We start from the raw sequence: 25,238 nt of genomic DNA, 5'->3' as shown, positions 1-25,238 counted from the left end.
GAATTGCGCTTGTGTGCGATTTTTGCACAAGTGCGGTGATCCGCGCGTCCGGCAGCCACGGCGGCCACTGGCCCCAACGGGTCGCAACACGCCGCAGCTCGTCAGGCGCCATGCTCACGGGCCAGCTCGACCAGGCGAGCTGCGTCGTTCTGCTCGTGCGCTACACCGCGGTGTGCCCAAGACCGAGCTCCCCGAGACGCGCCCCCTCGCCATCCCCCTTGGACCTCGCCTCGAGGCGGTGCTGGAGGTCGCCTACCGCGCGCGCCGTGCCGTGCTGCTCGAGGGGCCCACGGGCATCGGCAAGAGCGAGATCGTGCGCCACGTGGCGGAGCGGCTCGGCGTCGCCACGGTCGTGCTGGACCTGAGCCTGCTGGAGCCCCCCGACCTCGTGGGGCTGCCCGTCGTCGCGAACGGTCGCACCACCTACGCGTTGCCCCAGATCCTGCCCGAGGGGGGCGCGGGCATCCTGATGCTGGAGGAGCTGAACCGGGCCGAGCGCTACATCCAGCAGCCCGCGCTGCAGCTCCTCACGGCGCGTCGGCTGCACGAGTACGTGCTGCCCGAGGGGTGGGTGTGCTTCGCCGCCGTGAACCCCGAGACCGCCGACTATCAGGTCACGCCGCTCGACCGGGCGCTGCGTGCGCGCTTCATGAACCTCTCGGTCTGCGCCGACCGCGCTGCCTGGCTCGCCTGGGCCCAGGTGAGCGGCGTGCACCCCGCCATCGTCGAGCTGGCGCAGTCCCATGCGCGCATCCTCGACGAGGTGCCGCCGCGCACGTGGGTGTACGCGTCGCAGGTGCTCGGCGCGCTGACCCCCGCCGAGGTCGCGGACGGGGGGCTGCTGCGCGACGCGCTCGGTGGCTATCTGCCCGGGGCGTGGGTCGAGCTGCTCGTGGCGGGACGCGACAAGTGGTCGAGCCCGCTGCCGTTCGACGTGCGCGCGCTGCTCTCCACGTACGAGCCACGTTCCCCGCTGGCGCGCGAGATCAAGGGCTACCGCGAGGGCGGTCGGACGGACCTGCTGGACGAGCTGACCACGCGCCTCGAGCGCCTGCTCGCCGGGCCCGAAGCGGGCGTGCTCGTCGCGCAGAAGCGCCTCTCGCTCGCGTCCTTCGAGGCGCTGTTGGCGGACCTGCCAGGGGATCAGCGCGAGCGCCTCCAGGATGCCCTGGGGCACAACCCGACGGCCACGGCCCTCGTCGCGGTCACCCCGGCCGAGCTGCTGCACAACTACGCCGGGAGCGCGGCAGAGACGAAAATGCTCGCGTGGTGCGCCAACCCGCTCGAGCAGCACCGCGCGGGGCTGGCCGTGACCGCGCTGCGGGCGCACCTCGAGCAGCAGGCGTCGGCCACCGAGCTGCGCAAGAGCAACGTGGCCCGGGCGTCGCTCGGGCAGCTCCTGCTGCAGCTGAAGGAGCGCTGGGCGCTGCCGCTGGTCGACACCATGAAGAAGCTCGGCATCACCCCCATTCGCCCGCGATGACCCCGCGCAGCGACATCGACGTGTGGCTCGACGCGTTCGTACGCGCGCCCGTGTTCCTCGCGCGCTACCCGTTCTACGCGGCCGTCCTCGGGCAGCTGACGCCCGTCGCCGACCCATCGGTGAAGCGCATGGCGGTCTCGCTCGAGGGCGGGGGCTTCTACCTGCACGTCAACGTGGACGCCTTCCTGCGCGAGCCACAGTACCTGCTCGGTGTGCTGCTCCACGAGGTGCATCACGTGGTGCTCGGGCACCTGACGCACCCACGCTTTCACGGTCTGTGCGACGTGGAGCTGATGGACCTCGCCATCGAGATGTCGGCCAACGAGTACATCGAAGAGCCGCTGCCCGACCCGATCACGTGGCGACCCTACGCGTCGATCGGGCTGCGCGCGGGGCAGAGCACCCTCGAGCGCTACGAGCGGCTGGTTGCCGCGTTCGGGGAGGGGACCGCGCCCGCGTCAGGGGGGAGCGGGCGCGAGCAGGGTGCCGGAGAGCGCGCGGACGACCACCGCTACTTGCGCCGCGGCGACACCCAGCCGGGCGCCCTCGAGCAGACACGTCAGCTCATCCAACGCGCCGCCGTGGAGGCGGGTGAGCTCCGGGCGGGGGACGGCGACGACACGCCCGGCGTGCTGTGCGCGGGGAAGGACCCCGGCAGCCTGATCGAGGCGCTGACCGGCGTGCTGGGCCGCGCCGAGCGCTACCTCGACTGGAAGACCGCGCTGCGCATGTTCGTCGCGCGGGCGCGGGCCCCGGTGCACACCTACGCCCGACCCAACCGCCGCTTCCCGGGTCGTGTCGGTGAGGTCCCAGGCAGGACGTACTCGCCGCGTGTCCTGGTCAAGCCGCGGCTGCTGGTGGTGATCGACACGTCCATGAGCATGACCGGGCCCGAGCTGGCGGAGATCGCGCGACAGCTGGGGGAGCTCGCGCAACACGCCACGCTCACCGTGGCCGAGTGCGACACGCGGGTCGCGCGCGTGTACGCGTGGGACGGCGGGCTGACCAACGTGATGGGGCGCGGCGGCACGGATCTCCGACCCGTCTTCGCAGGACCGCTGCTGGCCGCGCACGGCGTCGAGGGCGTCATCTACTTCACGGACGGAGACGGCCCCACACCGGACGCGCCGCCGCCCGTGCCCGTGCTGTGGATCCTGACCAAGCCCGAGGCCTTCACGTGCCCCTGGGGCGAGCGGGCGTGGCTCGGGCGAGCGCCGCTGCAGCGTACGCCAAAGAAGCGTGCCACGCGCGGCGGGGTCGCACGCGGACGAAGCACACCGGGCTGAACGGGAACGCACGCGGCAGCGGCTCAGCGCGGTGATGGGGAACACACCCGTCCGCGTCCCGATGCTCGGTGGTCGCTCGTCCGCCCACGAAACCCAACGTGCCTATCTCGAGCGCTCTGCGTCGGCCTGTCGATCCGGCGGTCCGTCGAGGGCATCCGTCGCGGCACAGCGCGGGAGAGTCACCCGGACCGTCGTCCCCACGCCCAGCGCGCTCTCGAGGCTCAGCGTGCCCGCATGCGCGGCGACGACGCGGTCGACGAGCGAAAGGCCGAGGCCCACGCCGCCGGTGCCCCGCGAGCGGCTCCGGTCGGCGCGGTAGAAGGGCTCCCGCACCCGCGTGAGGTCCTCGGGCGCGATGCCCATGCCCCGGTCGCGCACCTCGATGCGGAGGTGGGCGGCGTCGGCCGCGATCGAGACGTCGATCGGTGAGCCTGCGTCAGGGGTGTACTTGTGCGCGTTGTCGATCAGGTTCTCGAGCGCCCGCCGGAGCAGCCTCTCGTCGGCGAGCACCTCGGGAGCGGCAGCGCCGAGGACCGTCGGATGGAGCGCGATCGGACGCTCCGGGTAGCGGGTGCGGCAGCGCCGCACGGCGTGCTCGACCACGTCCACGAGTGGCACGCGGCGGCGCTCACCGATGGGAAACGCACCCTCTGGGCCCAGCGCGTCCAGCCGCGCGGTCATGAGGACGTCGCCCACGATGGACTCGAGCTCGTCGAGGTCCACGGCGATGTCCGAGAGGGTCTCGCGCGTCTCCTCGGCGTCGCCGCGCCCCTCCGCCGCGAGCTCGACGGCGACGCGGATGCGCGCGAGCGGTGTGCGCAGCTCGTGCGAGACGTTCGCCATCAGCTCGCGCTCCACGCGTAGCAGGTGCGCGATCCGATCGGCCATCTCGTCGAAGCTCTGGGCGACCTCCCCGAGCTCGTCCTCCCGCTGCAGGTTGGCCCGCGCACCCAGCTGGCCCGCGCCGAACGCTCGCGCGGCGTCGTTGAGCCGCCGGAGGGGACGCACGATCCACCGCGCTGTGAGGAACCCGCCCGCCGCGAACACGACCGCGCCGGCCAGCAACGTCAACAGTGGACCCATGAAGAGGGGCGTCGGCGGCCGCGTGCGCGCCTGCGGGGGACGCTGGGGGTCGGGCGCGGGAGGCGCGCCACGGGGAGGGCCATGGAGCGGCGGCTCGTGCTCGCGCCAGCCCTGGTGCGGCGGAGGGCCGTGTGGCCGGGGTCCTGGCTGCGCGGACGAGCTGGGTTCTTCGTGACCGTCGTGACCGTCGTGGTCGGGTCGCGTGAGGAACGCGATGTACAGCGCCACACAGGCGAAGACCGCCAGCTGTGCCAGCGCCAAGAGGGCGAACCGGGCTCCCAACGACCTCATCCAGCACCGTCCGCACCGTCGACCAGGGCGTAGCCCACCCCACGGATGGTCTTCAGCCAGCGGGGGTTGCGCGGGTCGTCGCCGAGCTTCTGCCGCAGGCGCGAGACGTGTACGTCCACCGTCCGCTCGAAGGCCTCGTCAGGGGCGCCGCGCACCAGGGTCATCAGCGTCTCGCGGGTGAGGACCCTCCCGGCGCGTTCCGCCAGCGCACGCAGCAGGTCGAACTCGTAGGTGGTCAGTGTGATCTCCTGACCCGACAAGCTCGCGCTGCGCGTCCCCGTGTCCACCTCGAGGGCGCCGACCCGAATCCTCGCCGGCCCTGGTCCGACCTTGCCGCGGGCCCTCCGCGCTTGGGCGCGGACGCGGGCCAGCAGCTCGCGCGGCGAGAACGGCTTCGTCACGTAGTCGTCGGCCCCGCCCTCGAGCCCCAGCACCCGGTCGACCTCCTCGTCGCGCGCCGTGACCATGACGATCGGCGTGTCGACCTTCTGCCGTAGCCGTCGACACACCTCGAGGCCATCTACTCCAGGCAGGCTCAGGTCGAGCAGGACCACGTCTGGCCGCAGGGCGAGGACCTCACGCTCGGCCGCGTCTCCGCGCGTGACGACGTGCACCAGCACGCCGTGAGAGCGCAGGTAGCGTGCCGTCAACGTCGCGAGGCGTTCGTCGTCCTCGACGAGGACGACCGAGAGATCGCTGCCGGTGGCGTCGGTCACGTCTCCACCATGGCCGGGCGCGTGCGCGTTGGGAAGGACGGAAACATTCCGCAACATGCGCGCAACGGGAGCAGCACGTGGGCGCGGCAGCGTGGTGGTCATGGATTCGCCTCTCGAAAGGACCGCCCGCATGACTCGCCACGCCCCTCTCCGCATCACCCGCCGTGAAGCCCTCCGCCGCATCGGCGCCGGTGTCGCGGCCGTGCCCCTGCTCTCCACGCTCGGGTGCGCCGTCAGCCACGACGAGCCCGACGGTGGTGGCTCGGGCTCGGACTCCTCGACCCCTCAGGATGGCGCCGCGTCCTTCGGGACCTGGGCGACGGGCGGCACCGCCGCGATGACCGACGCGGCGAGCTACCCCGACCCCTTCACGGCGGCGGCCTCCGCGTGCGTGATGACCTGCCAGGCCACCATCGGCCCTTGCCACACGACCTCGCCCGAGCGTGCCGACGTGAGCGACGGATGGGACGGCATCCCCGTGCGCCTCGCGCTCCGCGTGCTGGACGAGGCGTGCCAGCCCCTGGAGGACGCCATCGTGGAGATCTGGCACACCAACTACCGCGGCGTGTACTCCGGGCAGATCAACGCCGCATGCAACGAAGACGAGGTCGACCGTCAGGCCGGCTACTTCCGCGGCTATCAGCGGACGAGCGCCGACGGGCGCGTGGACTTCGATACGGTCTTCCCGGGCTGGTACTCCGGGCGCTGCGTCCACATCCACTTCCGCATCATGACGGGGACCTACGACGCTGCAGACGGGGCGGCGGCCACGCTGGTCTCCCAGCTGTTCTTCAGCGACGCCCTGGTCGCCTCGATCTTCCAGAGCGAGCCGCTCTACGCCGACTACGGGCAACCGGACACGACCGTCGCCACCGACGGCGTCGTCGGCGGGGAGGACGACCCCTCGCCCTACGTGTGCGACGTCGCCCAGATGACCGACGGCGCGATGCTGGCCTCGAAGACCATCATCGTGCGCTCGAGCTCGGCCAGCGTCTGCAGCATGCAGGGGTCTGGCATGGGAGGCCCCATGTAGTACACGCATCCGCGACGGCGACATCCGCGCCGTCGCGTGTCGCCCGGCCGCATGCGGTGTAGGCTTGGCATGCCCAGACGCGCTCGAGGTGGAGCCCGAACGTCGTACGGGTCCATCTGCGAATCATGACCCCACCGCCTCGCACCGTGCCACCCACGGGTACCGCCACGTTCCGACACCGCGCGGACCTCACGCGCTTTCCGCTGGTAGTGGTGTCTGCACCCGCGGGTGCGCCCCCGGAGGCCATCGACGTGGAGAGCTTGTTCGAGGCGTTCGAGCGGGCGCTCGCCATGAAGAAGCGCCACGTCACGCTGCACGACCTGCGCGGGACGCGCCCCGACGCGGCGCGTCGCCAGCGCTTCGTGGCGTGGTTCCGCAGTCGTGAGGCGGACGTGCGCGAGCTGCTGGTCGCGTACGCCGTGCTGCTCGACTCCTCGCTGCACCGGCACATGTTGACGGCCATCCTGTGGGCCGCGAGCCCGCCGTGCCCGACGCGCGCGTTCACGAAGCGTGAGGACGCCGAGGCGTGGCTGCTCGAGATGTACGCGCGCGGCGGGGGCGAGGCGGGGTTCATCGACGACACGGGCGGTTGACGGCTCCGCGGCGCTACGGTGTCGTCGGCGGGTGTGACCAATGTGCGTGCGCGTGCCGCGATTTTCGCTACCATGCCGCGCATGGAGCTGAGGACGACCCACGGGTGCACCGAACGGGCAGCGGCGCTCGCACGCGGTTGCGCGGCGAACACGCTCTGGCGTACGAGCGCTCCTGGCCACCGCCTCGGGATACGTCTCGGTGTACTGCTGGGGGTGATGTCGGTCTGCACCCGCGTCGACGCTCAGACGAGCGCCGAAGAGGCAGCTGACGCCGAGCGCGCCGCTGCGCGCTCAACTTGGAGGTGACGGGCTGGCTCGTCATCGCCAGCACGGTGCCCGCCATCAGCTTCGCGGTCGCCCCCGTCAACTGCCGGCGCTTCGAGAGCGGGCGCGGGTCCCGAATCACGCCGGGGGCCGGGGCCTTCATCGCACTCGGGGTGGGGACAGCCATCGCCATCGTCGGCTCGGTCTTGCGTGCGCGCCGCATGCGAAACGTGCCGCGGACCACGCTGCTCGAGCGCCAGGCGCTCTTCAGGGCGCCGTGGGCGCGGGGGGTCGGTCTCACGGCCTTGGTTGTGGGGACCACCTTCGCCACGTCGTACGGCACCGTGCTGCGCATCGGCGGTCAGTGCCTCGACTAGAGCGCATGGAGCTGAGGACGACCCACTGGCACACCCAACAAGCGGCCTGGCCCGCGCGCGGCCGGCACATCCTCGCGCAGCACGACGAGCATCATGTCGTCGTGTATCAGGCCTTTCGCCGCGACATCGCGGACTACGCCGTGACGCATCAGCGCCTCGGAGGGCCGTGGAGTGCGGAGCGCATGACGTGGATCAAGCCCAACTTCCTCTGGATGATGTACCGCTGTGGCTGGGCCACGAAGGCCGACCAGGAGCGCGTCCTCGCCATCTGGCTCGACCGCTCGGCGTTCGAGGAGCAGATCCTCGCGTGCGCCGTCCCCAGTCAGTACGACCGAGACACCTACGCAACCCGTGAGGCGTGGCAGCACGCGGTGAAGCGTTCGGACGTGCGACTGCAGTGGGACCCCGACCACGGGCCCAGCGGCGCTCCCCTCGAGCGGCGCGCCATCCAGCTGGGGCTCCGCGGCGTCGCCACACGTGCATACGCTGAGTCGTGGGTTCGCGAGATCCAGGATGTGACCGACTTCGTCGCCACCCAACGCGAACACCGCGGCTCGCGGGACCTCCTGCTCACGCCGGAAGAGACGGTGCTGTCCGTGCTTGACGGCGCGACCCGGTCTCGCCTCGGGCTACCCGCTCTCGACTGACCGTCGCCGACGTCCCGCCACAGTCTCCGCTCGTCGCGCGACAACGGTCGTCTCGGAGAACGGCTACATGCTCGTGGTGGGCACACAGGCGCCCGCCGCGCATGTGTGGGGACTCGACGACTCGCCGAGGCACGGGAGGCCATCTCGAATAGAGAAGTAGCGGCACTCGGTCCCGCCGTGCGGCTCCGCCCTGAGACAGGGCCCGTGCGGGCACACGACGACAGTCGTGTTGCACGTGCCGTCAGCCGCGCACGGCTGATATCTGGTACGTAGTGTGCTGACCGCGGCCCAGCACCAACCGGCCGAGTCGTCCGCGAGGCATGCGGGGCATGGCAGCGAAGGAACGGTGCAGGCGCCCCCGAAGGCGTCCAACGTGCCCCCGTCGGTGGGCTCTGCGCCCGCATCGGTGCGCTCGGTGCCCCCGTCGGCGGGGTCGGTGCCCCCGTCGATGGTGTGGGAGTTGGCGCACCCGGACGCGAGGAGCGACAGCGACACTACGAGCATACGAACCACGAACTCACCTCCTTCGCGGAACCGCCAGCGCGTGCGCCTCCACCTGGACGCATGCCTAGCACAGTCAGCGAAGTCTGCGCCAACAAGGAGGCTTCAGGGCGCGTGGCGGTCGGGCAGACGACGACGTTGACGAACCACGTCCGGACCTACCAAGCTTCCCCCATGAGCGACAGCGACATCGGCCAACAGAACAGCGCAGCCCTGGGTAGCCACGGAGCTGACGGCGACCAGACCCGCCACGGCGCTGGTCGCCTGCGCGCGAGCGCGCGAGCGCTCCGTGCACCCCTCGCGCTGTGCTGCCTCTCGCTGCTCGCAGGTTCGTGCAGCGAGGCCACCATCGATCCCCCGAACTATGCGTTCGTGATGACCGAGGTGTCGCTCATCTCGACCGCCGAGCCGGACGGCTCGGTCATCGGGCTGAACCTGGACGGCCGCGTCGATGACGAGCCGTCTCTCGAGACGTGCAACAAGATCGACTTCACCGCACCCGACGGAACGCCAGGGATCGACAACCAGGTGTCGTTGTTCGGGGCGGTCTTGGGGCTGTTCGGCGGCGACCCGGAGGCGCTCGTCCAGGGCGCCATCAACGAAGGGTCGCTGCTCGTGTTGCTCGAGTTCGAGGGGCTCGACAGCTTCGAAAACGACAACGACGTGACGGTGCGAATCCACTTCGGCGAGGGACCCACCGACGTCGGGAACGACGGTCGCTTGGTGCCGGGACAGTCCTTCGACATCAAGCCTGGGACGACGTCGGTCGAGGTTCGCAACGTCCGGGTGGTCGACGGCCACGTGGACGTCGTCGGATTCGAGACGGTCCTGCCGGTGTCCATCCTGGACCAGCGCTTCGACCTGCCCATCTTCTCGGGGCAGTTGTCCCTCGACTTCGACGCAGAGAACGGCGAAGTCGACGGCCTCCTTGGCGGCGGGCTCCCCACGCGGACGCTCATCGACGACCTCATCCGCATGATCCCCGGGGGTCAGGACGTGGAGCCCATCGCCACACTCGCGCTGACGCGCTTGGCGGACCTCAACCCCAACGAGCTGGGCATGTGCGACCAAGTCTCCACGGCGTTGACCGTGCATGCCGTCACCGCCTTCCTGCTGCCGCCCGAGGACGCGCCCGTCGAGTGACACCTCGCAGGTGGGGGTACGAGCCGGTCAGCGCGTGAAGCGCACCCGGATGGGCGGGGAGGTGGCCACGTACGGCTGGCCCGACGCGTCCAGCGCGGCTTCGAAGCGCGCGTTCCGGGCGCAGGGGAGGGCGGCGGCGCCGAAGCCGTGCCCCGGGTCGGCGAGGATGTCCACGGAGAGGGCGCGCCCGTCGGCGCCCACGACGGCGCGCAGGACGACGGTCTGGGCGTCGATGCCCAGCGAGTCGGCTTCGGTGGGCCAGGCGCAGCGCCAGTTGCGGGCGGGCAGGCGCACGGGGCGGGCCTGGCTCGCTGCTCCCTGCGCGCCGTCGGGGCGCGCGTTGGGGTCCACGGCGGCCGCGTGCACGGCGCGGGTGTTGGTCCCCGAGGAGGCCGTGATGCCGCCCGCGTAGCGTTCGGCCGCCCCGGTGGTCATGTCGAAGCCCGTGAAGTCCACGGGCGCGCTGGGCGCCTCGGCGGCCACCACGGACGCGGCCTGGGCGGGCGGTGGCGGGTTGCCGCTGGGCTCGCTGGGGGCAGAGGCGCTGGGGGCCGGTGCGGCCGCAGCGCGCGCGGTGGGCGCGGCTACCGGTGAGGGCTCGGGGGCCGACTCGGGCTCGTGCGGGGGCGGGGGCTCGGGCTCGGGCTCGAGGGGAGCAGGCGCCAGGTCGATCTCCTGCTCCGTCATCACCAGCGGTGCGGAGAGCGTCGCCGGCGGTTCCGCGCGACTCCGGGGCAGGACGCTCAAGGCGCTCGCGTACGCCGCCATGAGGCACAGCGCGCCGGCGCCGCGCAACGCGCTCGCACGGCCAGCGCCGCGCAGGTCGGGGAGCTCCCACGCGATGCCACCCGGGGTCACGGCGTGCGTTCGCCGTGCACGCGCGGGAGGCTCGTCGCTCGCCGCCCACGCTGGCACCACCGCGGCGCCGACCGATCCCGGAGCCACCGTGGGGCCGACAGATCCCGGAGCCACCGTGGCGCCGACCGATCCCAGCGCGACGGTGGCGCGACGCGGGGCCCGGCGTGCGCCGACCGATCCCAGCGCGACGGTGGCGCGACGCGTGGCCTGGCGTGCGCCGACCGTCGCCCCGGCATCGTCCGCGCGGTCTGCTGGCTCGCCGCCATCTCGCGACACGTGCCGTTGCGCGGTCTCAGCGCTCACGGTGCGTCTTCCCCAACACGCGCATCCGTGGCGGCCCTCTCCTCGCTCTCCGGGCTTCCCGTCGATGGGGCGCCTTCCGGCGGGCGCACCGACGCGTGCTCGTCCGCCGCAGGTCGCACGGTCGCGAACGCCACGCGGGTCACCCCGTTGGCCTTGAGCGTGTCCAGCACCGCGACCACACGCCGGTGACGCGCGTCGCCATCGGCGTGGATCACCGCGCGCACCGCGCCATCCTCTGCCAGCGCGGCACGGGCCCGTGCGGCGAGCCCCGCGTCGTCCAGGGCTTGCCCGTCCACCGACACGGCCCCGTCGGCCGTGAGTGTCACGGCCAGCACGGTCTGCACCTCCTCGCTCTGCGACGCCTGCGGCAGGTCCAGCGGCACCGCGGGTGTCACCACGAACTTGGCGGTGACGATGAAGATGATCAGCAGCACCAAGACGATGTCCACCAGCGGCGTCACGTTGATGCCCTCGATCGAGCCGCCGCGCGACGGTCCCATCCCAGCCATGGCTACTCGGCTCCTTCGGGGGCTGCGCCCTGCGCCGCCGCGTCTTCGAGGTAGGCCACCACCAAGCAGGCGAGGGCCTCGGCGTCGGTGAGCATGGCCGTCAGGCGCTGGTGGAAGTAGTTGTTGAAGGCCACGGCCGGCAGCGCCACCGCGATACCGACGGCGGTCGCGACGAGCGCCTCGGCGATGGCGCTCATTACGGCCGCCGACGCGACCTGGCTGTCTGCCGTGCCGCTCACCGCGCCGGCTTGCCCCAGCGCCTCGAACGCCAGGATGACGCCAATGACCGTCCCGAAAAGCCCAATGAAGGGCGCGTTGTTGCCCAGCGTGCCCAGGAACGAGAGCCGTGCCTCGAGCCCCTTGCGCTCGATCGCCAGCGCGCTCTCCATGCCCTTCTCGGCCGCGCGCGCGCCTCGACTGGCGAGTCGCAGACCCGCCGCCGCGACGGACGCGCCGACCGAGCGCGACGCGTTCAGCTCGGCCAGCGCCGCCTGGTGCGCGCCCGCCCGCAGGTGCGCGTCGAGCGTGCCCACCAGCCCGCGCAGATCGTCGCTCTTCTGCCGGAACAGGATGAACCGCTCCAGCGCCACGCCCAGGCTCAGGCACGAGAGCGCGAACAGCAGCCACAGCACCCACTCGGCCCCCGAGTGGACGAAGAATTCTTTGATGGTCTCGACAGTGCTCATGGGAGTGGCTCCTGCGCGCCGTGGCGCGCTGCGTACGCGCCGGTCAGAACTCGGCCGTGGTCTTGAAGTAGAAGGCGCGCCCCGGACGCTGCACGCCGAAGAAGTCGAACGCCGGGGCGTCGGTCAGGTTCTGCACCTCGCCCGTGAAGGACACCGTCGCCACGTCGCCGCGCACCACGTAGACGAGCCCCAGCGAGTGCAGCACTTGCGCCTCGATGACCTGCTTGAAGTCGCGCAGCCCCACGCTCTCCCAACCTCGAAAAAACGCGTGCACGTAGCGGGTGCTCCAAGTCAGCGCGAGCTCGTCGTTGGGGGCCGCCACCCCGCGTACCTGCAGGCGCGCCGTGCCGTTGGCGAACAGGTAGGGGCGGTTGGGGATGCGGTCGCCCGCGAAGTCTCCGAACGTGCCGTTGCGCGAGGTGTTGCGCATGTCGACGTAGGTCACGTTCCCGTCCAGCACGACGTACTCGCCCGGCGAGGTCCAGCCGGCCGAGGCCTCCACGCCCATCGAGCGCGCGCCGAACACGTTCTCGTAGCTGAACGTGCGGTCGTTGCCGAGCAGCACGATCAGCTCCGAGGCCCGTCGCAGGAAGAGGTTCACGTCTGCGCGGAAGGCCCCCGCGGGGCTCTCTTCCACGTTCAGCGTGAGGCCCAGGTTCACGTTGTGGCTCTGCTCGGGGCGCAGCTCGAGGTTCGCGATGACCAGCACGCCGTCGCCAAAGATCTCGTCGGGGCGCGGCAGGCGTGTGGCCCACTCGTACGAGCCCTTCGCGTACAGCCACTCGGCGAAGCGGTAGCGCAGCGCGCTGCCGAAGCCCACGCGGTGCGTGTCGCGGTCGTAGCGACGGAACGTGCCCCCGGGGATGGCCTCCTCCGAGCGCGTGCGCTGCACGTAGTCCTTCACGAACAGCACGCCCTCGAAGCGCTCGTCCAAGAGGTCCGCTTCGTACTCGAGGCCGGTCACCAGCGTGGTCAGACGGCGCTCGGCGGTCAGGGGATCGCGCGCGTCCGGGTTGGTCTGCTGTCGATCGTGCCCCGTGCGGGTGGCGTAGGTGGGCGAGAGCGACAGGCGCAGCGTGTGCCCCAGGCGCGGCCGATACTGGACGTTCGCGCGCGCGAACGCGTTGTGCTCCCAGCGCCGCTGGTCTCGCCCGGGAGTCTCGATCTCGCCGGCCTGGCGCCGCTCGCGCACACACTGCCCAAACCAGTTGTAGACGCACGTGCCCACGTCCACGAACGTGGCGCTCGTGTAGGCGTAGCCCGCGACGGCGTCGAGCGAGACCCGCTCGCTCAGGCGATGCTCGAACCGCAGGCTCGCGCCCGTGGTCACCTCGCCGTAGGTCACGTCCCCGTACGGCACCGTCATCACCACGTTGTTCTGCAGCTCCTTGTCGTAGTCGGTGACGAACGCACGCAGCAGCAGCCGGTCCGCCCAGGGGCGGTCCACGAAGCCCAGCTCGAGGTTCGCACCGCGCGCGCGGTAGCCGTCGTGGAAGCGGTGCGCGCGGGCGGGGATGGGCCGCCCGCTGCTGTCGGGCACCGCCACGTCGACGGGGTAGTCGTTCTCCGCGTAGTCCAGGAACGCGCCCACCCGCGTGAAGAAGCCGCTCGGCGCGTGCAGGTGGTGCCCGCCCAGCGAGAGCCGGTGCGTCCCGAACGAGCCCGCCTGATACGACGCGGCCACGTGGCTGCCCTCGACCTCGGTCTGACTCACCAGGTTGACCGCCCCGCCCAGCGCGTCGGCCCCGAAGCGGATGGGCACCACGCCCCGGTAGACCTCCACGCGCTCCACCAGGTTCACTGGGATGTTGGAGATCCCGAACGGATACCCCGCGAACTCCAGCGGGACGCCGTCCACGAAGAAGCGGATCTGGTCGTCGGTCAGCCCGTTGAGCGAGAAGCGCGTGCCGGACCCGAGCCCACCACCGCGCCGCACGCCGATGCCCTGGCTGCGCGCCAGCACCTCGCCCAGGTCGGCGGTCTGCTGCTGGGCCTGCTCCGTCTCGATCACGTGTACCGCCTGGGCGGACTCACGCATGCGCTGCGCTTCGGACGCGCCGCGCACCGTGACCTCGATGGGCGCCTCGTGCTCGTCGCGCAGCAGCCGGAGCGACGGCGTAGCGGGCTCGCCCGCGGCCACGAACACACTCAGCTCGGCGTGGCCCAGCCCGTCACCGTGTGCCTCGAGCTGGTACTCGCCCACCGGCAGCGCGTCGAAGCGGAACGCGCCCTCGGTGTCCGTCCGCGTGTGGTACGCATGACCTTCGGCCGTCCTGAGCGTCACCGACACGCCCACCGCGGCCTGCGCCGCCGTGCCAGGCAGCTGCACCTGGCCTCGCACGTCGCCCACCTCGGGCGCGGCGGGCAGGGTGAACTCGTACGCGTACAAGATGCGCGACGCGACGGTGACGCCGTGCTGGCGCGCGGGCTCGAAGCGGAAGCGCAGCGCCGCGGCCTGCGCGGCCTCGGACAGCCCGTGACCCATGGGCACCATGATCTCGGCCTCGGTCACGGTACCCTCGGCGTCGATGGTCAGGCGCAGCACCACACGTCCCGCGACGCCTGCCGCGAGAGCCTCGGGTGGGTAGTCTGCCTCGACGAACTGGATCAGCCGCGGGGGGACGACGGCAGGCTCGGGTGCGGCGGCAGGAGCCTGCTCGTCCGGGGCGGGCGCCGGCGCCTCCTCGGTCGTCTCGGGTGCTGCCTCGGGCGCAGCTTGCGACGGCGTCCCTTGCGCCAAGGCGGGGGCCGGCGCGCGTGGGCTCAGCAGACTGAGCCCAACGGTCAGCGCGGCCATGACGCGTGATGTGCGGGGGGGATGCATGGGGTGTCCGGGGGCACCGCTGGTGGGGGCCAACGGGAGCGACGCGGGGGCTCGATGCTCCGCGTCCTGCAAGATGGTGAAATTGACTTTCATATGCAAGTTCAATCTCGCCGCGGAACAGAACCCACGAATTCACGTGTTTTTGGCCGCACCGAGGTGGGCTTGGGGCTCTTCATCGTGCGCACGCGTCTAAATTGATTTTGACTTGCATTATCATTAAGTCATACCCGGGCATCTTGCCCGGCGCCACGCGCACGCACGCCGGGCTCTCCCCTCGCCAAGAGAGACCCCGCCCATGCATCCCTTCCGCGTTTCTCCGCCGCCCCCGTCGGCCGGCCCCTCGCGCCAGCTCCGCACCTGCCGCCGCATGCACCATCCAGCCTCGGCGTTGACGCTTGCGCTCGCCTTCGCCACAGCCCTCGGCTGCAGCGGCGGCAGCGATGGCCCGCGCACCTTCGACCCCGACGCGCCCCTCTACGCCATCATGTACGAGGTCTACGACGACTCGGGCTCCAACAGCTACCTCAGCTTGATCTCCGACCTGGACCTCGAGCGCGTGGACCCCGCGGAGTCACGCGAGTTCGGCACCGGCCGAGCGTTCATCCAGGCCTACGGCGACTGGCTCTTCGTGGGCGACGCCGACGCGCCCACCGTCACGCGCTACGTCGTGTCCGACGAAGGCGAGCTCGTGGCGGACGGACCCCAGCTCAGCTTCGCCAACTACGGCCTCACACGCGGCCAGTTCGACTCGTGGAACGTCAGCTTCATCAGCGCCACCAAGGCCTACCTGATGAACTTCGACGACGGCACCACCATCCTCTGGAACCCCACCACGATGGCCACCACGGGGGACATCCCGCCGCCCGACGAGTTCTTCCGCGAGGGCTGGTCGTTCGAGAGCTCGCCCGCGGCCATCCGCGGCAACCGACTCTTCCGCAGCGTGAGCTGGGCCGACTACAACACCGCCACGTACTCCAGCGACTACCTGCTCGCCGTGTACGACCTCGACACTGACACCCTCGTGGACCTGGTGCCCGAGACGCGCTGCCCCGTGCCCGGCAACCTCGTGTCCAGCGACGAGGCCGGCAACATCTACTTCAGCAACTGGGTCTGGCCGGTGGCCAGGGCCATCTTGGCGGACGCCCCCACGCCGTGCGTTCTGCGCATCGCGCCCGACGAGGAGGTCTTCGACGCGGACTGGACGCTGGACTACGGCGAGGTCGCTGACGGGCGCTACGGCGCCATGTTCTCTTACCTGCACGACGGGCAGGCGCTCATCTCCGTGTTCCACGACGAAGAGACCAGCTTCGACGCCGAGACCGACCCGTGGGCCTACGTGGGCAGCAACCACTGGAGCATCTGGCGCATGGACCTCGACACCCAGCAGGGCGCGCCCATCGAGGGCATCGCGCACAACGGCGGGGCGTTCACGCCGCTGCAGTTCGACGACCGCTTGATCCTCATGGTCCCGGGCGGCGACGAGGTGGGCTACGCCACGCAGCTCTACGAGGTCGTCGACGGGGTGGCCACGCCGCGCGTGAGCCTCCCCGGCTGGTCGTATCAGTTCGTCAAGCTCCGCTGACGTCCGCGTCGCCCTCGGACTCCGCGTCGGGCGTCGGCTCTGGCTCGGCCGGGACAGCCTCCGCGGGGCCCGTGGCTGGCGCGGGCGCGGACTCACACATGGGGCGGGTGTCGAACGGGCTCTCCTCGTCGCCCGCTGGCCGGCAGCCGCGAGACGCGTCGGGGCCGTCCAGCTCGGGTCCGATGTCGTCGCCGACGACCGGCGCGCGCACGTTGCTCTGGGGCACGAACGCGAAGCCGCCGACCACGCGGAACACCGGCACCCCGACCCCACCCAGGATCCCGGCGCCGCCCGCGAGCGTAAAGCGGAACGAGCCGTGGTCGATGAGCGCGCCGAGGCGCCCTTCGAGCGGGTTCTCGTCGTAGTCACCGCTCAGACCCGTGGCGCCGCTCACCTCCGCGAAGAGCAGCACGTCCGGGTGCACCTCGTAGCCGATGGCGCCGCGGTAGTAGATCTCGGGGCCCTGCGTGGTGCTCAGGAGCGTCTGCTCGTCGCGCCACAGGCCACCCACGTTCAGGCTCAGATGGAAGCCGTTGGTGACCACCTGCGCGATGGCGTGGCCACCCACACTCGCGCTGGCGTTGCCAATGAAGCGCCCCTCCTGGAACACATCGCCAAGCGGCAGCGCGACCCAGACGGCCGCGGCCAAGCGGAAGGTGTCGCTCTCCTCGCCCAGGATGCGCACCTTCGCGCCGAGGCGCGGGTCCCCAAGGCCCACCGCGGACCCGCCCTCGATGGTGACGTTGTCGGGGCCGCGCCCCAGCTCCATGAACCCGTCGCCGCTCGAGAACGTCAGCGGCAACACCAGGCTGATCTGCAGGCGGTCAGCCAGGGTGAGCGCCCCCCACAGGCTGGCCGTCAGGCTGTAGCTCACCAGCTCGGAGCGCACGCCGTCGACCTGGCAGCCGGTCCCCGCGACGGGGTCGGTGCATGTCACGCTGTGGATGACCAGCGGCTGGTGGGCGTAGTCCAGCGTCAAGCCCACGCTGCCCTCGAGGTGCGAGTGCACCGCAGCGCCGTCCACCTCGAGGTAGTTGCCGCTTCCTGCGGCGGGGCTGAAGCGGTTGGCCGTGAACGTGCCTTGGGGGGCCTGCGCTGCGCCGCTGCTGGTCGAGAGCGCGAGGCTCGCGAAGGAAGCGATCCCCAACAGCGTCTGCAGGGCCGGGCGGATGTGTCGACGAGTCCGAGTCATGGTGCCACGTCCGAGCAGCAGCGGAAGCCGAGCGTCGCCTGGGCGGTGTCCGGCAAGGCCTGGGAGAGGGTGGTCTGGCACGTGAGCCCCAGCTCGGGGGACTCGAACGAGCCTCCGCGAATGACGAAGGTGGCCGGTGGCCCGGTTCTCGGGTCCTCGGTCCACTCCTTGACGTTGCCGGACATGTCCAGCACGCCGTCCGCGCTGACACACGCGGCGAGGGCACCCGTCGGCGCGACGCTGTGGTTCACCATGCCGCCCGGTATCGCGTCGCGGTCGCCGCCATTGCAGGTCATGGGCGCGTACGCGTTGCCGTAGGGGTAGGTCGTCGCGGTCGCGGCCTCGCACGCCGCCTGCCACTCGGGCCCCGTGCACAGCCGGAAGCCCGCCGCGCTGCAGGCCGCAGCGGCCGCGCTGTGGGCCACGGTCGTCCATGGCAGCACGTTCGCGTTGCTGCACGCGCGCTGGCTCGCAGCGCCCGCGTCCGCGTCGCTCGCATCGGGTCGCGAGGCCTCGTAGCGGTAGATGTAGAAGTCCATCCCGCCGTGCGTGATGTGGACCATGTCGTCGATGACGCGGTCCGGGTCCATGGGGTCCGAGTTGTCGATGACGCCGTCGCAGTTGTCGTCGATCCCGTTGCACGCTTCGGCCATCGGAGCGCCGGGGACGGGGTTCGGGCCCTGCGTGAAGTCGCACATCGTGGCGCTGGTGTCGGTGGGGTCGCACACCACGCGCCCTTCGTCGCGGCAGGCGCCGAGGTCGCCGTTGTCGCAGTCGGTGCCCAGCGTGGGGAACGCGTCATCCGCGACACCATCGCAGTCACCGTCGAACCCGTCGCAGCGCTGCTCCTGCAGCACGACACCGCTCGGGATGTCCGGATCGAACTCCACCTCGGGCGCGTAGTCGCAGTACCACGTGCCGATCCCGTTGCGCGTCTCGCACACGGGCACCGTGCCTTCGCACGGGGTTCCTGGCGTCGTGCGGCACAGACCCGCCGGGGGTGGCGGCAGGTCCACCGCTTCGTCCACGCGCCCGTCGCAGTCGTCGTCGATGCCGTTGCAGTCCTCACTCGTCGTGGGGAACACCGGGCACCGGTACTCGCACCCGGGCGCTGCGCTGCTCGTGTCGATGTCGGCGAAGCCGTCGAAGCAGCCGTCCTGCGTACACTCGCCCTCCTCGCACGCGACGTTCGCGTTGGGCCGCAGGCAGCTGGTGTCGCAGTCCCCGCAGTGCAGCGCGTCGGTCTGCAGGTCGAAGCCCTCGTCCACACGGGTGTCGCAGTCGTCGTCCTGCTCGTTGCAGGTCTCGTCCTCGCCGGTGGGCACGCACACGCCGCGGTCCATGCGCTGGTCGGCTACGTCCATGTCTCCCGGGAGCACCATGCCATCGCGGCCCTGATCGACCGAGGCGTCGCCTTCGACGCAGTCGAGGCAGTAGGGGTCCACGCCGCAGCCCGCAAAGATGGCCGACAGCGCGACGGCGCACAGCACGGGCCGGGCCCGCATCATGACGGTAGCGCGCATCACTTGGCCCCCCGACGACGCAGCAGGGCCAAGCCGACGAGCAGCACGCTGGGTAGCCAGGCCGGCCATGGCGGCGCATCCCCGCCTCCACGCGCACCCGGCATGGCCACGCACCCACTCGCGCCGCCGTTGCCCGACACCAGCACGTTCGTCCCGCCGGGCGGCGGCGAGACTTCACCGGCCACGCGGCACTGGGCGAGCCCGGCGTCGGTCACCTGACACACGCGACCCGCGGCGCACGTCACCATGACGCACGGGTTGGTGATGCAGCCGAGCGCGGGCACGCACACGTTCCCGGTGGGGCACAGGATGTCCGTGCACTGGTCGTCGCGGCACGACCCGCCGAGACACACCTGATTCGCGTCGCAGCTGACGTCGGCGCAGGGGTCGTCGGTGCAGGCCCCCGTGGGATCGCAGGCCTGGCCCACCGGGCAGGTGCGGTCGTCGCAGCTGGGTCGGCAGTCGCCGTTGAAGCAGCTCTCGCCCGTGGCGCAGTTCGCGAGGGCGCACAGGTCCGTCACGCAGACCGCGTCGACGCACAGCTCGCCCGTGGCGCAGCCCTCCGTGGTGCAGTCGCGGCAGGTGCCGCGCACGCAGGTCTCGTTGCTGTCGCACATGACGTCTGCGCAGCGGTCGACGCAGACGTTGTTCACGCAGGCCTCGGCTTGCGTGCACACGGAGCAAGCGGTCGGGATGCAGTATCCGCCCTCCGGAAGCTCCACACACTCGAGGCCCGGCGCGCAGCCGAACTCGGCCAGACAGCGTGAGCGGCAGCCTCCCTCGGCGCACAGCGTGTCGGGCGGGCAGACGGCCTCGTTGTCGTTCATTCCGTCGCAGTCTTCGTCGAGACCGTTGCACACCTCCATGCGTGGGCCCTGGGCGCCGATGCACTCCAGCATCCCCGCGATGCACCGCAGCGTCCCGGCGCGGCACTCGCCTTCGTCCATGCCACACGCCGTGCCGAGCGCGGGGTCGGCTTCGTCCACCAGGCCGTTGCAGTCGTCGTCGATGCCGTTGCAGACCTCGGCGCCGGTCGGCGTGCAGTTGCCCGTGCACACCAGCATCTCGTCGATGCGGCCGTCACAGTCCTCGTCGCCGCCGCCGCAGGCCTCGGTGCCGGCCATGCTACCGGGCGACGTGATGTCGCACTCGGTGCCGCCAAAGTCGTCGCGGCAGGCGATGACCCCCGTGCCGCGACACGCGCCGATCAGGCCGTCGTTGCAGGCCGCGCCCAGCCCCACGAAGCCCTCGTCGACGACGCCGTCGCAGTCGTCGTCCGCTTCGTTGCACGACTCGAAGCGAATGGACCCGCCCACGATGCTGGTCAGCGTGGGCACCAGGTCCGCGGGGTTGCTCACGAACGTGGCCGCCGTCGTGCCGCCCGCCGCTGCGATGGCGTTCAGCGCCGCCTGCTCTTCGGCCAGCACGCTGACCGCGACGACGTACACGTCCACGCCCGCCGCCTGCAGCAAGGCCGCCTCGGCGGGCGGGTTGCCGTTGCAGCTCTCGTCGCCGTCCGTCACGAGGATCACGCTGTAGCCCCGGCACGACGTGCACGGGTCGGTCGCGATCAACGGCAGCATGTAGTCCTGGATGGCCTGCAGCGAGCCCGCCAAGGGCGTGGGGCCCGTGGCGCGGATCTCACAGTCGTTGCCCGAGCTGTGCGCGCAGAAGTCCCCGGGCGTCTCGCTGGCGTCGAAGGCCGTCTCGCGGCTGTCGAGCCAGCGCACCACGTCGATGGTGTCGCTGCCGAAGCCCGCCAAGATGTCCGCGCCGCGCCGCGGGCCGCCGCAGCTGCCGGCGTAGTTGATGCATTCCTCGCCCGTGCTGGTCTCGCGGACCTGGACGGTCGTGGTGCCGTTGATGTTCACGTTGCAGATGACGTTGCCCGTGTTGTCCGTCGGGTTGTCGTACGTGGCGAAGATGCCTGCGCACTCGATCCACTTCGCGATCTGACAGCTCTGGTCGAGCGCCGTGTCCTGGTGGTAGCGCGCCAGGGCGAAGTCGATCTCCGGGTAGCTGCTGATGACCTGCGCGAGGGCTTCCTTGGCCAGGTACATGCGCGAGTCGTCGGGCTGCATGTTGCCGTCCGTGTCGAGGCCGGGGTGCTCGAGCGATCCGTCGCCGAACGTGGCGAAGCCCGCGAGGTTCTGCAGCATCGACGCGGAGGTATCCAGAATGACCGCGATGCGCGGCTCGTTGCACACGGGCGGCTGCTCGCAGTCGGGGCCACTCACGACCGGCGTGCACGTGGTGGGGGTGCCGCTCATGCACGCGGGCATGGTGGTGGTGCACGACCCGAGGCCGCAGGAGACCGTCCCCAGCCCCTCGTCCACCATCCCATCGAAGTCGTTGTCGAAGCCGTCGCAGAACTCGCCGATGTAGCGCGCGTTGATCTGGAGCTCGCCCGCCCCGCCGCCCGCCTCGCCGCTGCAGATGGGGCACACGCCGCCGAGCGCGGCCGAGACGTCGAAGGTGGCGCCCGATGCGATGTTGGACGTCACGGACAGCACGCTGACGATGCCACCGCCGCCGCCGCCGCCGCAGTCGTCGCACGTGCCCGAGGTCTGTGACCCGGCTGGACAGTCCTGGGAGTCCGGTTGGCCCATGGCGCCCGCGCGCGTGTCGCCGCCCAGGCCGCCCGCCGCAGAGACCACCGCGTTGGCGCCGATGGTCACCGACATGCCCGCGATCATCACCGTGCCGCCCGCGCCGCCGCCGGCCGAGTCGTTGCCGATGCCACAGCCGCGCTTGCCGTCTGCGCGCACCGAGCCCTGCACGTCGATGGTGCCGTTGGGAGCCGCCAGCACGATGCGGCCGCCGCCGGGGCCGCCCACGCCGGGGTCCGTGTCGAAGCCGTCTCCGTCGCGGCAGCCCTTGTCGCCGCCCGCGCTGCCGAACTCCACCTCGTAGATGGAGTGCCAGAACGGGATGCCCGCGGTGGACGGAAGGCCGTCGTTGTTGCGGCAGTTGGACGTCGTGCTGCACATCAGCCCGGCGCCGTTGAGCGAGTTGCCGCAGTCCTCCTCCCAGTGCAGCGGGAACGTGCAGCCGGCGGCTGCGCAGTCCTTGGTGCCGCGCCCACCGCGGCCGAAGTGCGCGCCGCCGCCACCCGAGTCGCGCACCGCGCAGCCGCCCACGCCGCCGCCGGGTCCGCCGCCGTTGCCGCAGCGCGCCGTCTGGTAGCCCGCGCCGCGCGCGAGGATGGACGACGTGGCGTCCACCAAGATGCTGTCCGCGATCAGCTCGAGGTTGCCGCTGCCGGGCGTCATCGGGTCGAAGGGCGTGACGTTGATGCGCCCCCCGTTGATGACGCGCACGGTGTCGAAGCGTTGGACGCCGTGCATCGTGATCGTCATGTTGTCCACCACGAGGTCTTGAGCGTTGGCGCGTGGGCGCCCACCACACAACGCAAAGACGAGCGCGATGGGGGCGAGCCACCGCGCGGAGACACGGGCCGAGGGGAAGCGCATCCCGGAAGGATACCCCTGTCTGGGTATCAGCGACAGCGGGTGCGCATCTTTCCGCTGTGTCTTGCGTATGCAGGCGGGCTTTCGGGCGCCTACAGCAGCACGTGCCCCAGCAACGGCACAGTCCCCACCCGCACGCTCGGGTCGATGGCCGTGAGGCCGTCCACCAGGCGCGGCAGCTGCATGGCGGGCAGCGCCTTGGCGCCTGCGCTCATGGGCAGGAAGAAGTTGTCCCAGTGCGAGAGCAGCACGGCCCCGGGGCGCAGCGCGCCCATCACGCGCGGCACGAAGCGCGGGGTGGTCGTCCAGCCCGCCACGCACATCAGCAGCAGGTCCACGTCGCGCTCGGGGTGCGCGTCCAGCAGGTCGGCGCTGCCCAGGTGATACAGGCGCTTGCCCGCCACGCGGATGTCCACGCCGAACACCGCGCCGCAGCGATACTGCTCGGTGCGCAGCGGGATCTGGTCGCAGTCGGCGATGTCGCCTGGCATCGGCACGCGCCCCAGCAGAAACGCCGAGTGCGCGCTGGGCACGAAGCGCAGGTGGAAGGGGCCCACCTCCGCCTCAGCGAAGGGGCCGCGCCGCGACTCCACATCCACCACCTGCGCCTCGGGGATGCCCGCCATGCGGCACAGCTGCACGCACGAGCGCGAGCCGTAGACGGTAGCGCCCGTCGCGCGCGCGATGTCGGGCACGTCCAGCGCGTGGTCGAAGTGGGTGTGCCCCGTGATGATGGCGTCCGCCTTGGGCACATAGCGCTGCACCGCGACGGCGTCGCTCACGAGCGGCGCGCGCACGCAGTCCAGCAGGGACGAGCGCGTGACGTAGGGATCGATCAGCACCGTGTAGCCGGCGTGCTCGATCGCAAAGCCGGCCGTGCCGAGCCACGTCACGCGGACGGGCTCGCGGTCCGCGGCTGGGGACAGAGACGAGGGGTCGTAGACAATGTCTTCGGGGCGCATCGCGCTCAGCGTACACGTGTGCGAGGATGAGCGACGCTGTGGAGGTTCGCGGACGAGTTGCGCACCGCAGGCTCCGTGCCAGACCGCAGCGCCCGAGAGCCGCCATGACCCCTTCGACCGCACCGCACAGCCCCACCCGCGAAGGCTTCAGCCTGGACGTCTCGCGCTTCCCCAACGTCCTCGTCACGCTCAGCGGCGGCATGTCGCTGCCCGGGGCGCGCGTCGTGACCGAGGCGCTGCAGGACAAGGTCTTTGCCCGCCGCGAGCCCTACACGCTGGTCATCGACGCCACCTACGCCAGCGTGCCCGACGCGGCCGCTCGCCAGCACTTCGCCGAGTTCTCGAAGCGCAACAACGCGCACACCAAGCGCTACTGCCGCGCCGAGGCGTACGTGCTCCCCTCTGCGGTCCTGCGCGGCGCGCTCACCGCCATCATGTGGTTCTCGCCGTTCGAGTACCCGCACAAGGTCTTCGCCACCGTGGACGAGGCCCGCGCCTGGGTGGCGCAGGTGGCGCTCTGACTCCTTGGTGGGCGTGCGCGGGGCTCTGCGTGGGCTCGGCGCTCGTGGGCTGCAGCGGCGACTCGGGGGCCAGCGAGGCCACGCCAGTGCGGCCCAGCGAGCGCGCCGCAACGGCACCCGCCAGCACGGCGACCACCGAGCCTGCGGCGCCCCCCAGCGCACCCGGCGTGTGGGTGGAGCGTCCGGCCAGCGTGTGCGGCGAGACGCGCGTCACGCGCTGGGAGGGCACGCACCGCTTCACCGTCCACCGGGGGCGCGTCTTCGCCGCCGGGCGTACTGGCGTGCGCGAGTGGGACCTGCGCGGCGGGCGAGAGCGCCTGCTGTCCGCGGCGCCGCTGAACACGACAGGGCTCACGGCGGACGACACGCACCTCTACGCGTTCAGCGCCAACCCCATCACGCGTGGGCGTGACAGCGTCCAGCGCCTGGACCTCACCACGCTCACGCTGACCCCCGTCGCCGAGGGGCTCTCCGGGCTCGCCGTGTCGGGGCTGTTTGCCTCGGACGGCGCGCTCTACTGGATGGACACCGACCCCAACGTGGGCGAGGCGCGGCTCATGCGCCTGCCCGGCGTGGGCGGCGCGCCCGAGGTGGTCCGGACCCTGCCGCGCTCGCAGTTCCGCCTGGGGCGCAGCCAGGCCGGGCACCTCGTCCTGCGCAGCGCGTTCGAGACCGCCTACGTGGACCAGGCCGTCCAGCAGGCCGAGGAGCGGCGCGTGCCCGTGGGCGCCGACGAAGCCACCGCGGACGGCTTCTACGAGCTGCGCCGCGCCGGCTACCCGCGCGAGGTGGTGTTCCGCCCCATGCGCGGCCCCGAGCGGCTGGTCGGGACCGTGCCCCTCTCCGGCGCGCTCTCGCACGCGGCGGACGACGAGCTGATCATCGTCGCGTTCGAAGACGCGTTCCTGGGCGAGCTGCACGCGCTCCCCACGGCCGGCGGCGAGGCGCGCCGCGTCGCGCACCGGTTGGTGTTGCCGCAGCGGCCCGCGCTGGTGGAGGGCTGTGTGTTCTTCAATCAGGGCGCGGAGCAGGCGGGCGAGACGGTGTCGTTCACGCGGGTGCATCCGGCGCGCTGAAGGTCTTGGACAGGGGCCCGTCGGCGCGCGGCGGACGGGGCACCCGGCACCGAGCAGGTGTGGAGAGGCTGTCTCGGAAGCAATGACTGTCCCGAACTAGGGCACTTCGGACTGGAGTGGCTGTCTCAGAAGCGCTGAACGTCCACAATTGGGGGCATCCCGGACTGAAGGGGCTGTCTCGGAAGCAGCGAACATCCATGAATAGGGGCACCCCGGACTGAAGGGGCTGTTTCAGAAGTGCTGTCTGTCCCTAAATTGGGGCACCCCGGACTAAAGTCCGGGGCAGCGATCTTGGTGATCGCGCGCTCAAAGTCC

Annotated in this window: 20 protein-coding genes; 10 read left to right on the top strand and 10 right to left on the bottom strand. The window is 71.4% G+C overall.

Annotated elements, in window-relative coordinates:
• Positions 1-139: 139 nt before the first annotated feature.
• Positions 140-1,483, top strand: a complete 1,344-nt coding sequence (locus tag H6726_28095; GenBank protein MCB9661540.1) for an AAA family ATPase — start codon at positions 140-142, stop codon at positions 1,481-1,483.
• Positions 1,480-2,769 (top strand): hypothetical protein, encoded by a 1,290-nt coding sequence (locus H6726_28090; protein ID MCB9661539.1) that lies wholly within the window; start codon positions 1,480-1,482, stop codon positions 2,767-2,769. Before H6726_28095 ends, H6726_28090 begins: the two co-directional genes overlap by 4 nt.
• Before the next feature lie 102 nt (positions 2,770-2,871).
• Here the strand turns inward: H6726_28090 and H6726_28085 are convergent, their stop codons facing one another.
• Together H6726_28085 and H6726_28080 are read right to left on the bottom strand one after the other, a co-directional pair.
• The gene (locus H6726_28085) at positions 2,872-4,143 is read right to left on the bottom strand and encodes a HAMP domain-containing histidine kinase (GenBank protein MCB9661538.1); all 1,272 of its coding nucleotides are present in this window, start codon (positions 4,141-4,143) and stop codon (positions 2,872-2,874) included.
• The gene (locus H6726_28080) at positions 4,140-4,916 is read right to left on the bottom strand and encodes a response regulator transcription factor (GenBank protein ID MCB9661537.1); all 777 of its coding nucleotides are present in this window, start codon (positions 4,914-4,916) and stop codon (positions 4,140-4,142) included. Before H6726_28080 ends, H6726_28085 begins: the two co-directional genes overlap by 4 nt.
• Positions 4,917-4,989: 73 nt before the next feature.
• Between H6726_28080 and H6726_28075 the strand changes: the two genes are divergently transcribed.
• From H6726_28075 to H6726_28055, 5 genes are all read left to right on the top strand, one after another.
• Positions 4,990-5,892 (top strand): intradiol ring-cleavage dioxygenase, encoded by a 903-nt coding sequence (locus H6726_28075; GenBank protein ID MCB9661536.1) that lies wholly within the window; start codon positions 4,990-4,992, stop codon positions 5,890-5,892.
• A gap of 125 nt (positions 5,893-6,017) precedes the next feature.
• Positions 6,018-6,485: a hypothetical protein gene (locus tag H6726_28070; protein ID MCB9661535.1), complete on the top strand. Its 468-nt coding sequence runs from the start codon at positions 6,018-6,020 to the stop codon at positions 6,483-6,485.
• Between the two features lie 302 nt (positions 6,486-6,787).
• Complete coding sequence (locus H6726_28065; protein MCB9661534.1) at positions 6,788-7,126, top strand: hypothetical protein; 339 nt, start codon at positions 6,788-6,790, stop codon at positions 7,124-7,126.
• Positions 7,127-7,131: 5 nt separating this feature from the next.
• Positions 7,132-7,773: a DUF4291 domain-containing protein gene (locus tag H6726_28060; protein MCB9661533.1), complete on the top strand. Its 642-nt coding sequence runs from the start codon at positions 7,132-7,134 to the stop codon at positions 7,771-7,773.
• Between the two features lie 675 nt (positions 7,774-8,448).
• Positions 8,449-9,417 carry a hypothetical protein gene (locus H6726_28055; GenBank protein ID MCB9661532.1) on the top strand — a complete coding sequence of 323 codons (969 nt, stop codon included), beginning with the start codon at positions 8,449-8,451 and terminating at the stop codon, positions 9,415-9,417.
• A 27-nt stretch (positions 9,418-9,444) separates the two neighbouring features.
• Here H6726_28055 and H6726_28050 read toward each other — a convergent pair whose 3' ends face one another.
• The 4 genes from H6726_28050 to mxcH all read right to left on the bottom strand — a co-directional run bounded on the left by H6726_28050 (position 9,445) and on the right by mxcH (position 14,570).
• Positions 9,445-10,275 carry an energy transducer TonB gene (locus H6726_28050; GenBank protein MCB9661531.1) on the bottom strand — a complete coding sequence of 277 codons (831 nt, stop codon included), beginning with the start codon at positions 10,273-10,275 and terminating at the stop codon, positions 9,445-9,447.
• 299 nt (positions 10,276-10,574) lie between these two features.
• A complete protein-coding gene (locus H6726_28045; GenBank protein MCB9661530.1) occupies positions 10,575-11,087 on the bottom strand; it encodes a biopolymer transporter ExbD in 513 nt (170 codons plus the stop codon).
• A 2-nt stretch (positions 11,088-11,089) separates the two neighbouring features.
• The gene (locus tag H6726_28040) at positions 11,090-11,773 is read right to left on the bottom strand and encodes a MotA/TolQ/ExbB proton channel family protein (GenBank protein MCB9661529.1); all 684 of its coding nucleotides are present in this window, start codon (positions 11,771-11,773) and stop codon (positions 11,090-11,092) included.
• Positions 11,774-11,816: 43 nt separating this feature from the next.
• Positions 11,817-14,570, bottom strand: coding sequence for a TonB-dependent siderophore myxochelin receptor MxcH (gene mxcH / locus H6726_28035; protein ID MCB9661528.1), 2,754 nt, complete (start codon positions 14,568-14,570; stop codon positions 11,817-11,819).
• Between the two features lie 394 nt (positions 14,571-14,964).
• Between mxcH and H6726_28030 the strand changes: the two genes are divergently transcribed.
• Positions 14,965-16,179 (top strand): hypothetical protein, encoded by a 1,215-nt coding sequence (locus tag H6726_28030; GenBank protein MCB9661527.1) that lies wholly within the window; start codon positions 14,965-14,967, stop codon positions 16,177-16,179.
• Here H6726_28030 and H6726_28025 read toward each other — a convergent pair.
• The 4 genes from H6726_28025 to H6726_28010 all read right to left on the bottom strand — a co-directional run bounded on the left by H6726_28025 (position 16,166) and on the right by H6726_28010 (position 23,326).
• A complete protein-coding gene (locus tag H6726_28025) occupies positions 16,166-17,371 on the bottom strand; it encodes a transporter (GenBank protein ID MCB9661526.1) in 1,206 nt (401 codons plus the stop codon). The two genes, H6726_28030 and H6726_28025, sit on opposite strands and share 14 nt — an antisense overlap.
• A complete protein-coding gene (locus H6726_28020) occupies positions 17,368-18,894 on the bottom strand; it encodes an SUMF1/EgtB/PvdO family nonheme iron enzyme (protein MCB9661525.1) in 1,527 nt (508 codons plus the stop codon). Before H6726_28020 ends, H6726_28025 begins: the two co-directional genes overlap by 4 nt.
• Positions 18,894-22,367 carry a hypothetical protein gene (locus tag H6726_28015; protein ID MCB9661524.1) on the bottom strand — a complete coding sequence of 1,158 codons (3,474 nt, stop codon included), beginning with the start codon at positions 22,365-22,367 and terminating at the stop codon, positions 18,894-18,896. Before H6726_28015 ends, H6726_28020 begins: the two co-directional genes overlap by 1 nt.
• 89 nt (positions 22,368-22,456) lie before the next feature.
• A complete protein-coding gene (locus H6726_28010; GenBank protein MCB9661523.1) occupies positions 22,457-23,326 on the bottom strand; it encodes an MBL fold metallo-hydrolase in 870 nt (289 codons plus the stop codon).
• Between the two features lie 104 nt (positions 23,327-23,430).
• Between H6726_28010 and H6726_28005 the strand changes: the two genes are divergently transcribed.
• Entirely contained in the window at positions 23,431-23,847 is a 417-nt protein-coding gene (locus H6726_28005) for a hypothetical protein (protein ID MCB9661522.1), read from the top strand.
• A 29-nt stretch (positions 23,848-23,876) separates the two neighbouring features.
• The gene (locus tag H6726_28000) at positions 23,877-24,923 is read left to right on the top strand and encodes a hypothetical protein (GenBank protein ID MCB9661521.1); all 1,047 of its coding nucleotides are present in this window, start codon (positions 23,877-23,879) and stop codon (positions 24,921-24,923) included.
• Positions 24,924-25,238: the final 315 nt, after the last annotated feature.

Source organism: Sandaracinaceae bacterium (assembly GCA_020633055.1).
In the GTDB taxonomy this organism is placed as follows: Bacteria; Myxococcota_A; Polyangia; order Polyangiales; family Houyiibacteriaceae; genus JADJJE01.
The sequence above is the reverse complement of the archived record's forward strand: the minus strand, read 5'-3'. Positions and strand labels throughout refer to the sequence as shown.

Excerpts from the sequence above, each read along its gene's own strand:
- H6726_28070 (MCB9661535.1), top strand. The coding sequence starts at position 6,018 with ATGACCCCACCGCCTCGCACCGTGCCACCCACGGGTACCGCCACGTTC.
- H6726_28005 (MCB9661522.1), top strand. The coding sequence starts at position 23,431 with ATGACCCCTTCGACCGCACCGCACAGCCCCACCCGCGAAGGCTTCAGC.
- H6726_28080 (MCB9661537.1), bottom strand. The coding sequence starts at position 4,916 with ATGTTGCGGAATGTTTCCGTCCTTCCCAACGCGCACGCGCCCGGCCAT.
- H6726_28085 (MCB9661538.1), bottom strand. The coding sequence starts at position 4,143 with ATGAGGTCGTTGGGAGCCCGGTTCGCCCTCTTGGCGCTGGCACAGCTG.
- H6726_28060 (MCB9661533.1), top strand. The coding sequence starts at position 7,132 with ATGGAGCTGAGGACGACCCACTGGCACACCCAACAAGCGGCCTGGCCC.
- H6726_28090 (MCB9661539.1), top strand. The coding sequence starts at position 1,480 with ATGACCCCGCGCAGCGACATCGACGTGTGGCTCGACGCGTTCGTACGC.
- H6726_28040 (MCB9661529.1), bottom strand. The coding sequence starts at position 11,773 with ATGAGCACTGTCGAGACCATCAAAGAATTCTTCGTCCACTCGGGGGCC.
- H6726_28025 (MCB9661526.1), bottom strand. The coding sequence starts at position 17,371 with ATGACTCGGACTCGTCGACACATCCGCCCGGCCCTGCAGACGCTGTTG.
- H6726_28055 (MCB9661532.1), top strand. The coding sequence starts at position 8,449 with ATGAGCGACAGCGACATCGGCCAACAGAACAGCGCAGCCCTGGGTAGC.
- H6726_28015 (MCB9661524.1), bottom strand. The coding sequence starts at position 22,367 with ATGCGCTTCCCCTCGGCCCGTGTCTCCGCGCGGTGGCTCGCCCCCATC.
- H6726_28010 (MCB9661523.1), bottom strand. The coding sequence starts at position 23,326 with ATGCGCCCCGAAGACATTGTCTACGACCCCTCGTCTCTGTCCCCAGCC.
- H6726_28075 (MCB9661536.1), top strand. The coding sequence starts at position 4,990 with ATGACTCGCCACGCCCCTCTCCGCATCACCCGCCGTGAAGCCCTCCGC.
- H6726_28045 (MCB9661530.1), bottom strand. The coding sequence starts at position 11,087 with ATGGCTGGGATGGGACCGTCGCGCGGCGGCTCGATCGAGGGCATCAAC.
- mxcH (MCB9661528.1), bottom strand. The coding sequence starts at position 14,570 with ATGGCCGCGCTGACCGTTGGGCTCAGTCTGCTGAGCCCACGCGCGCCG.
- H6726_28030 (MCB9661527.1), top strand. The coding sequence starts at position 14,965 with ATGCACCATCCAGCCTCGGCGTTGACGCTTGCGCTCGCCTTCGCCACA.
- H6726_28020 (MCB9661525.1), bottom strand. The coding sequence starts at position 18,894 with ATGCGCGCTACCGTCATGATGCGGGCCCGGCCCGTGCTGTGCGCCGTC.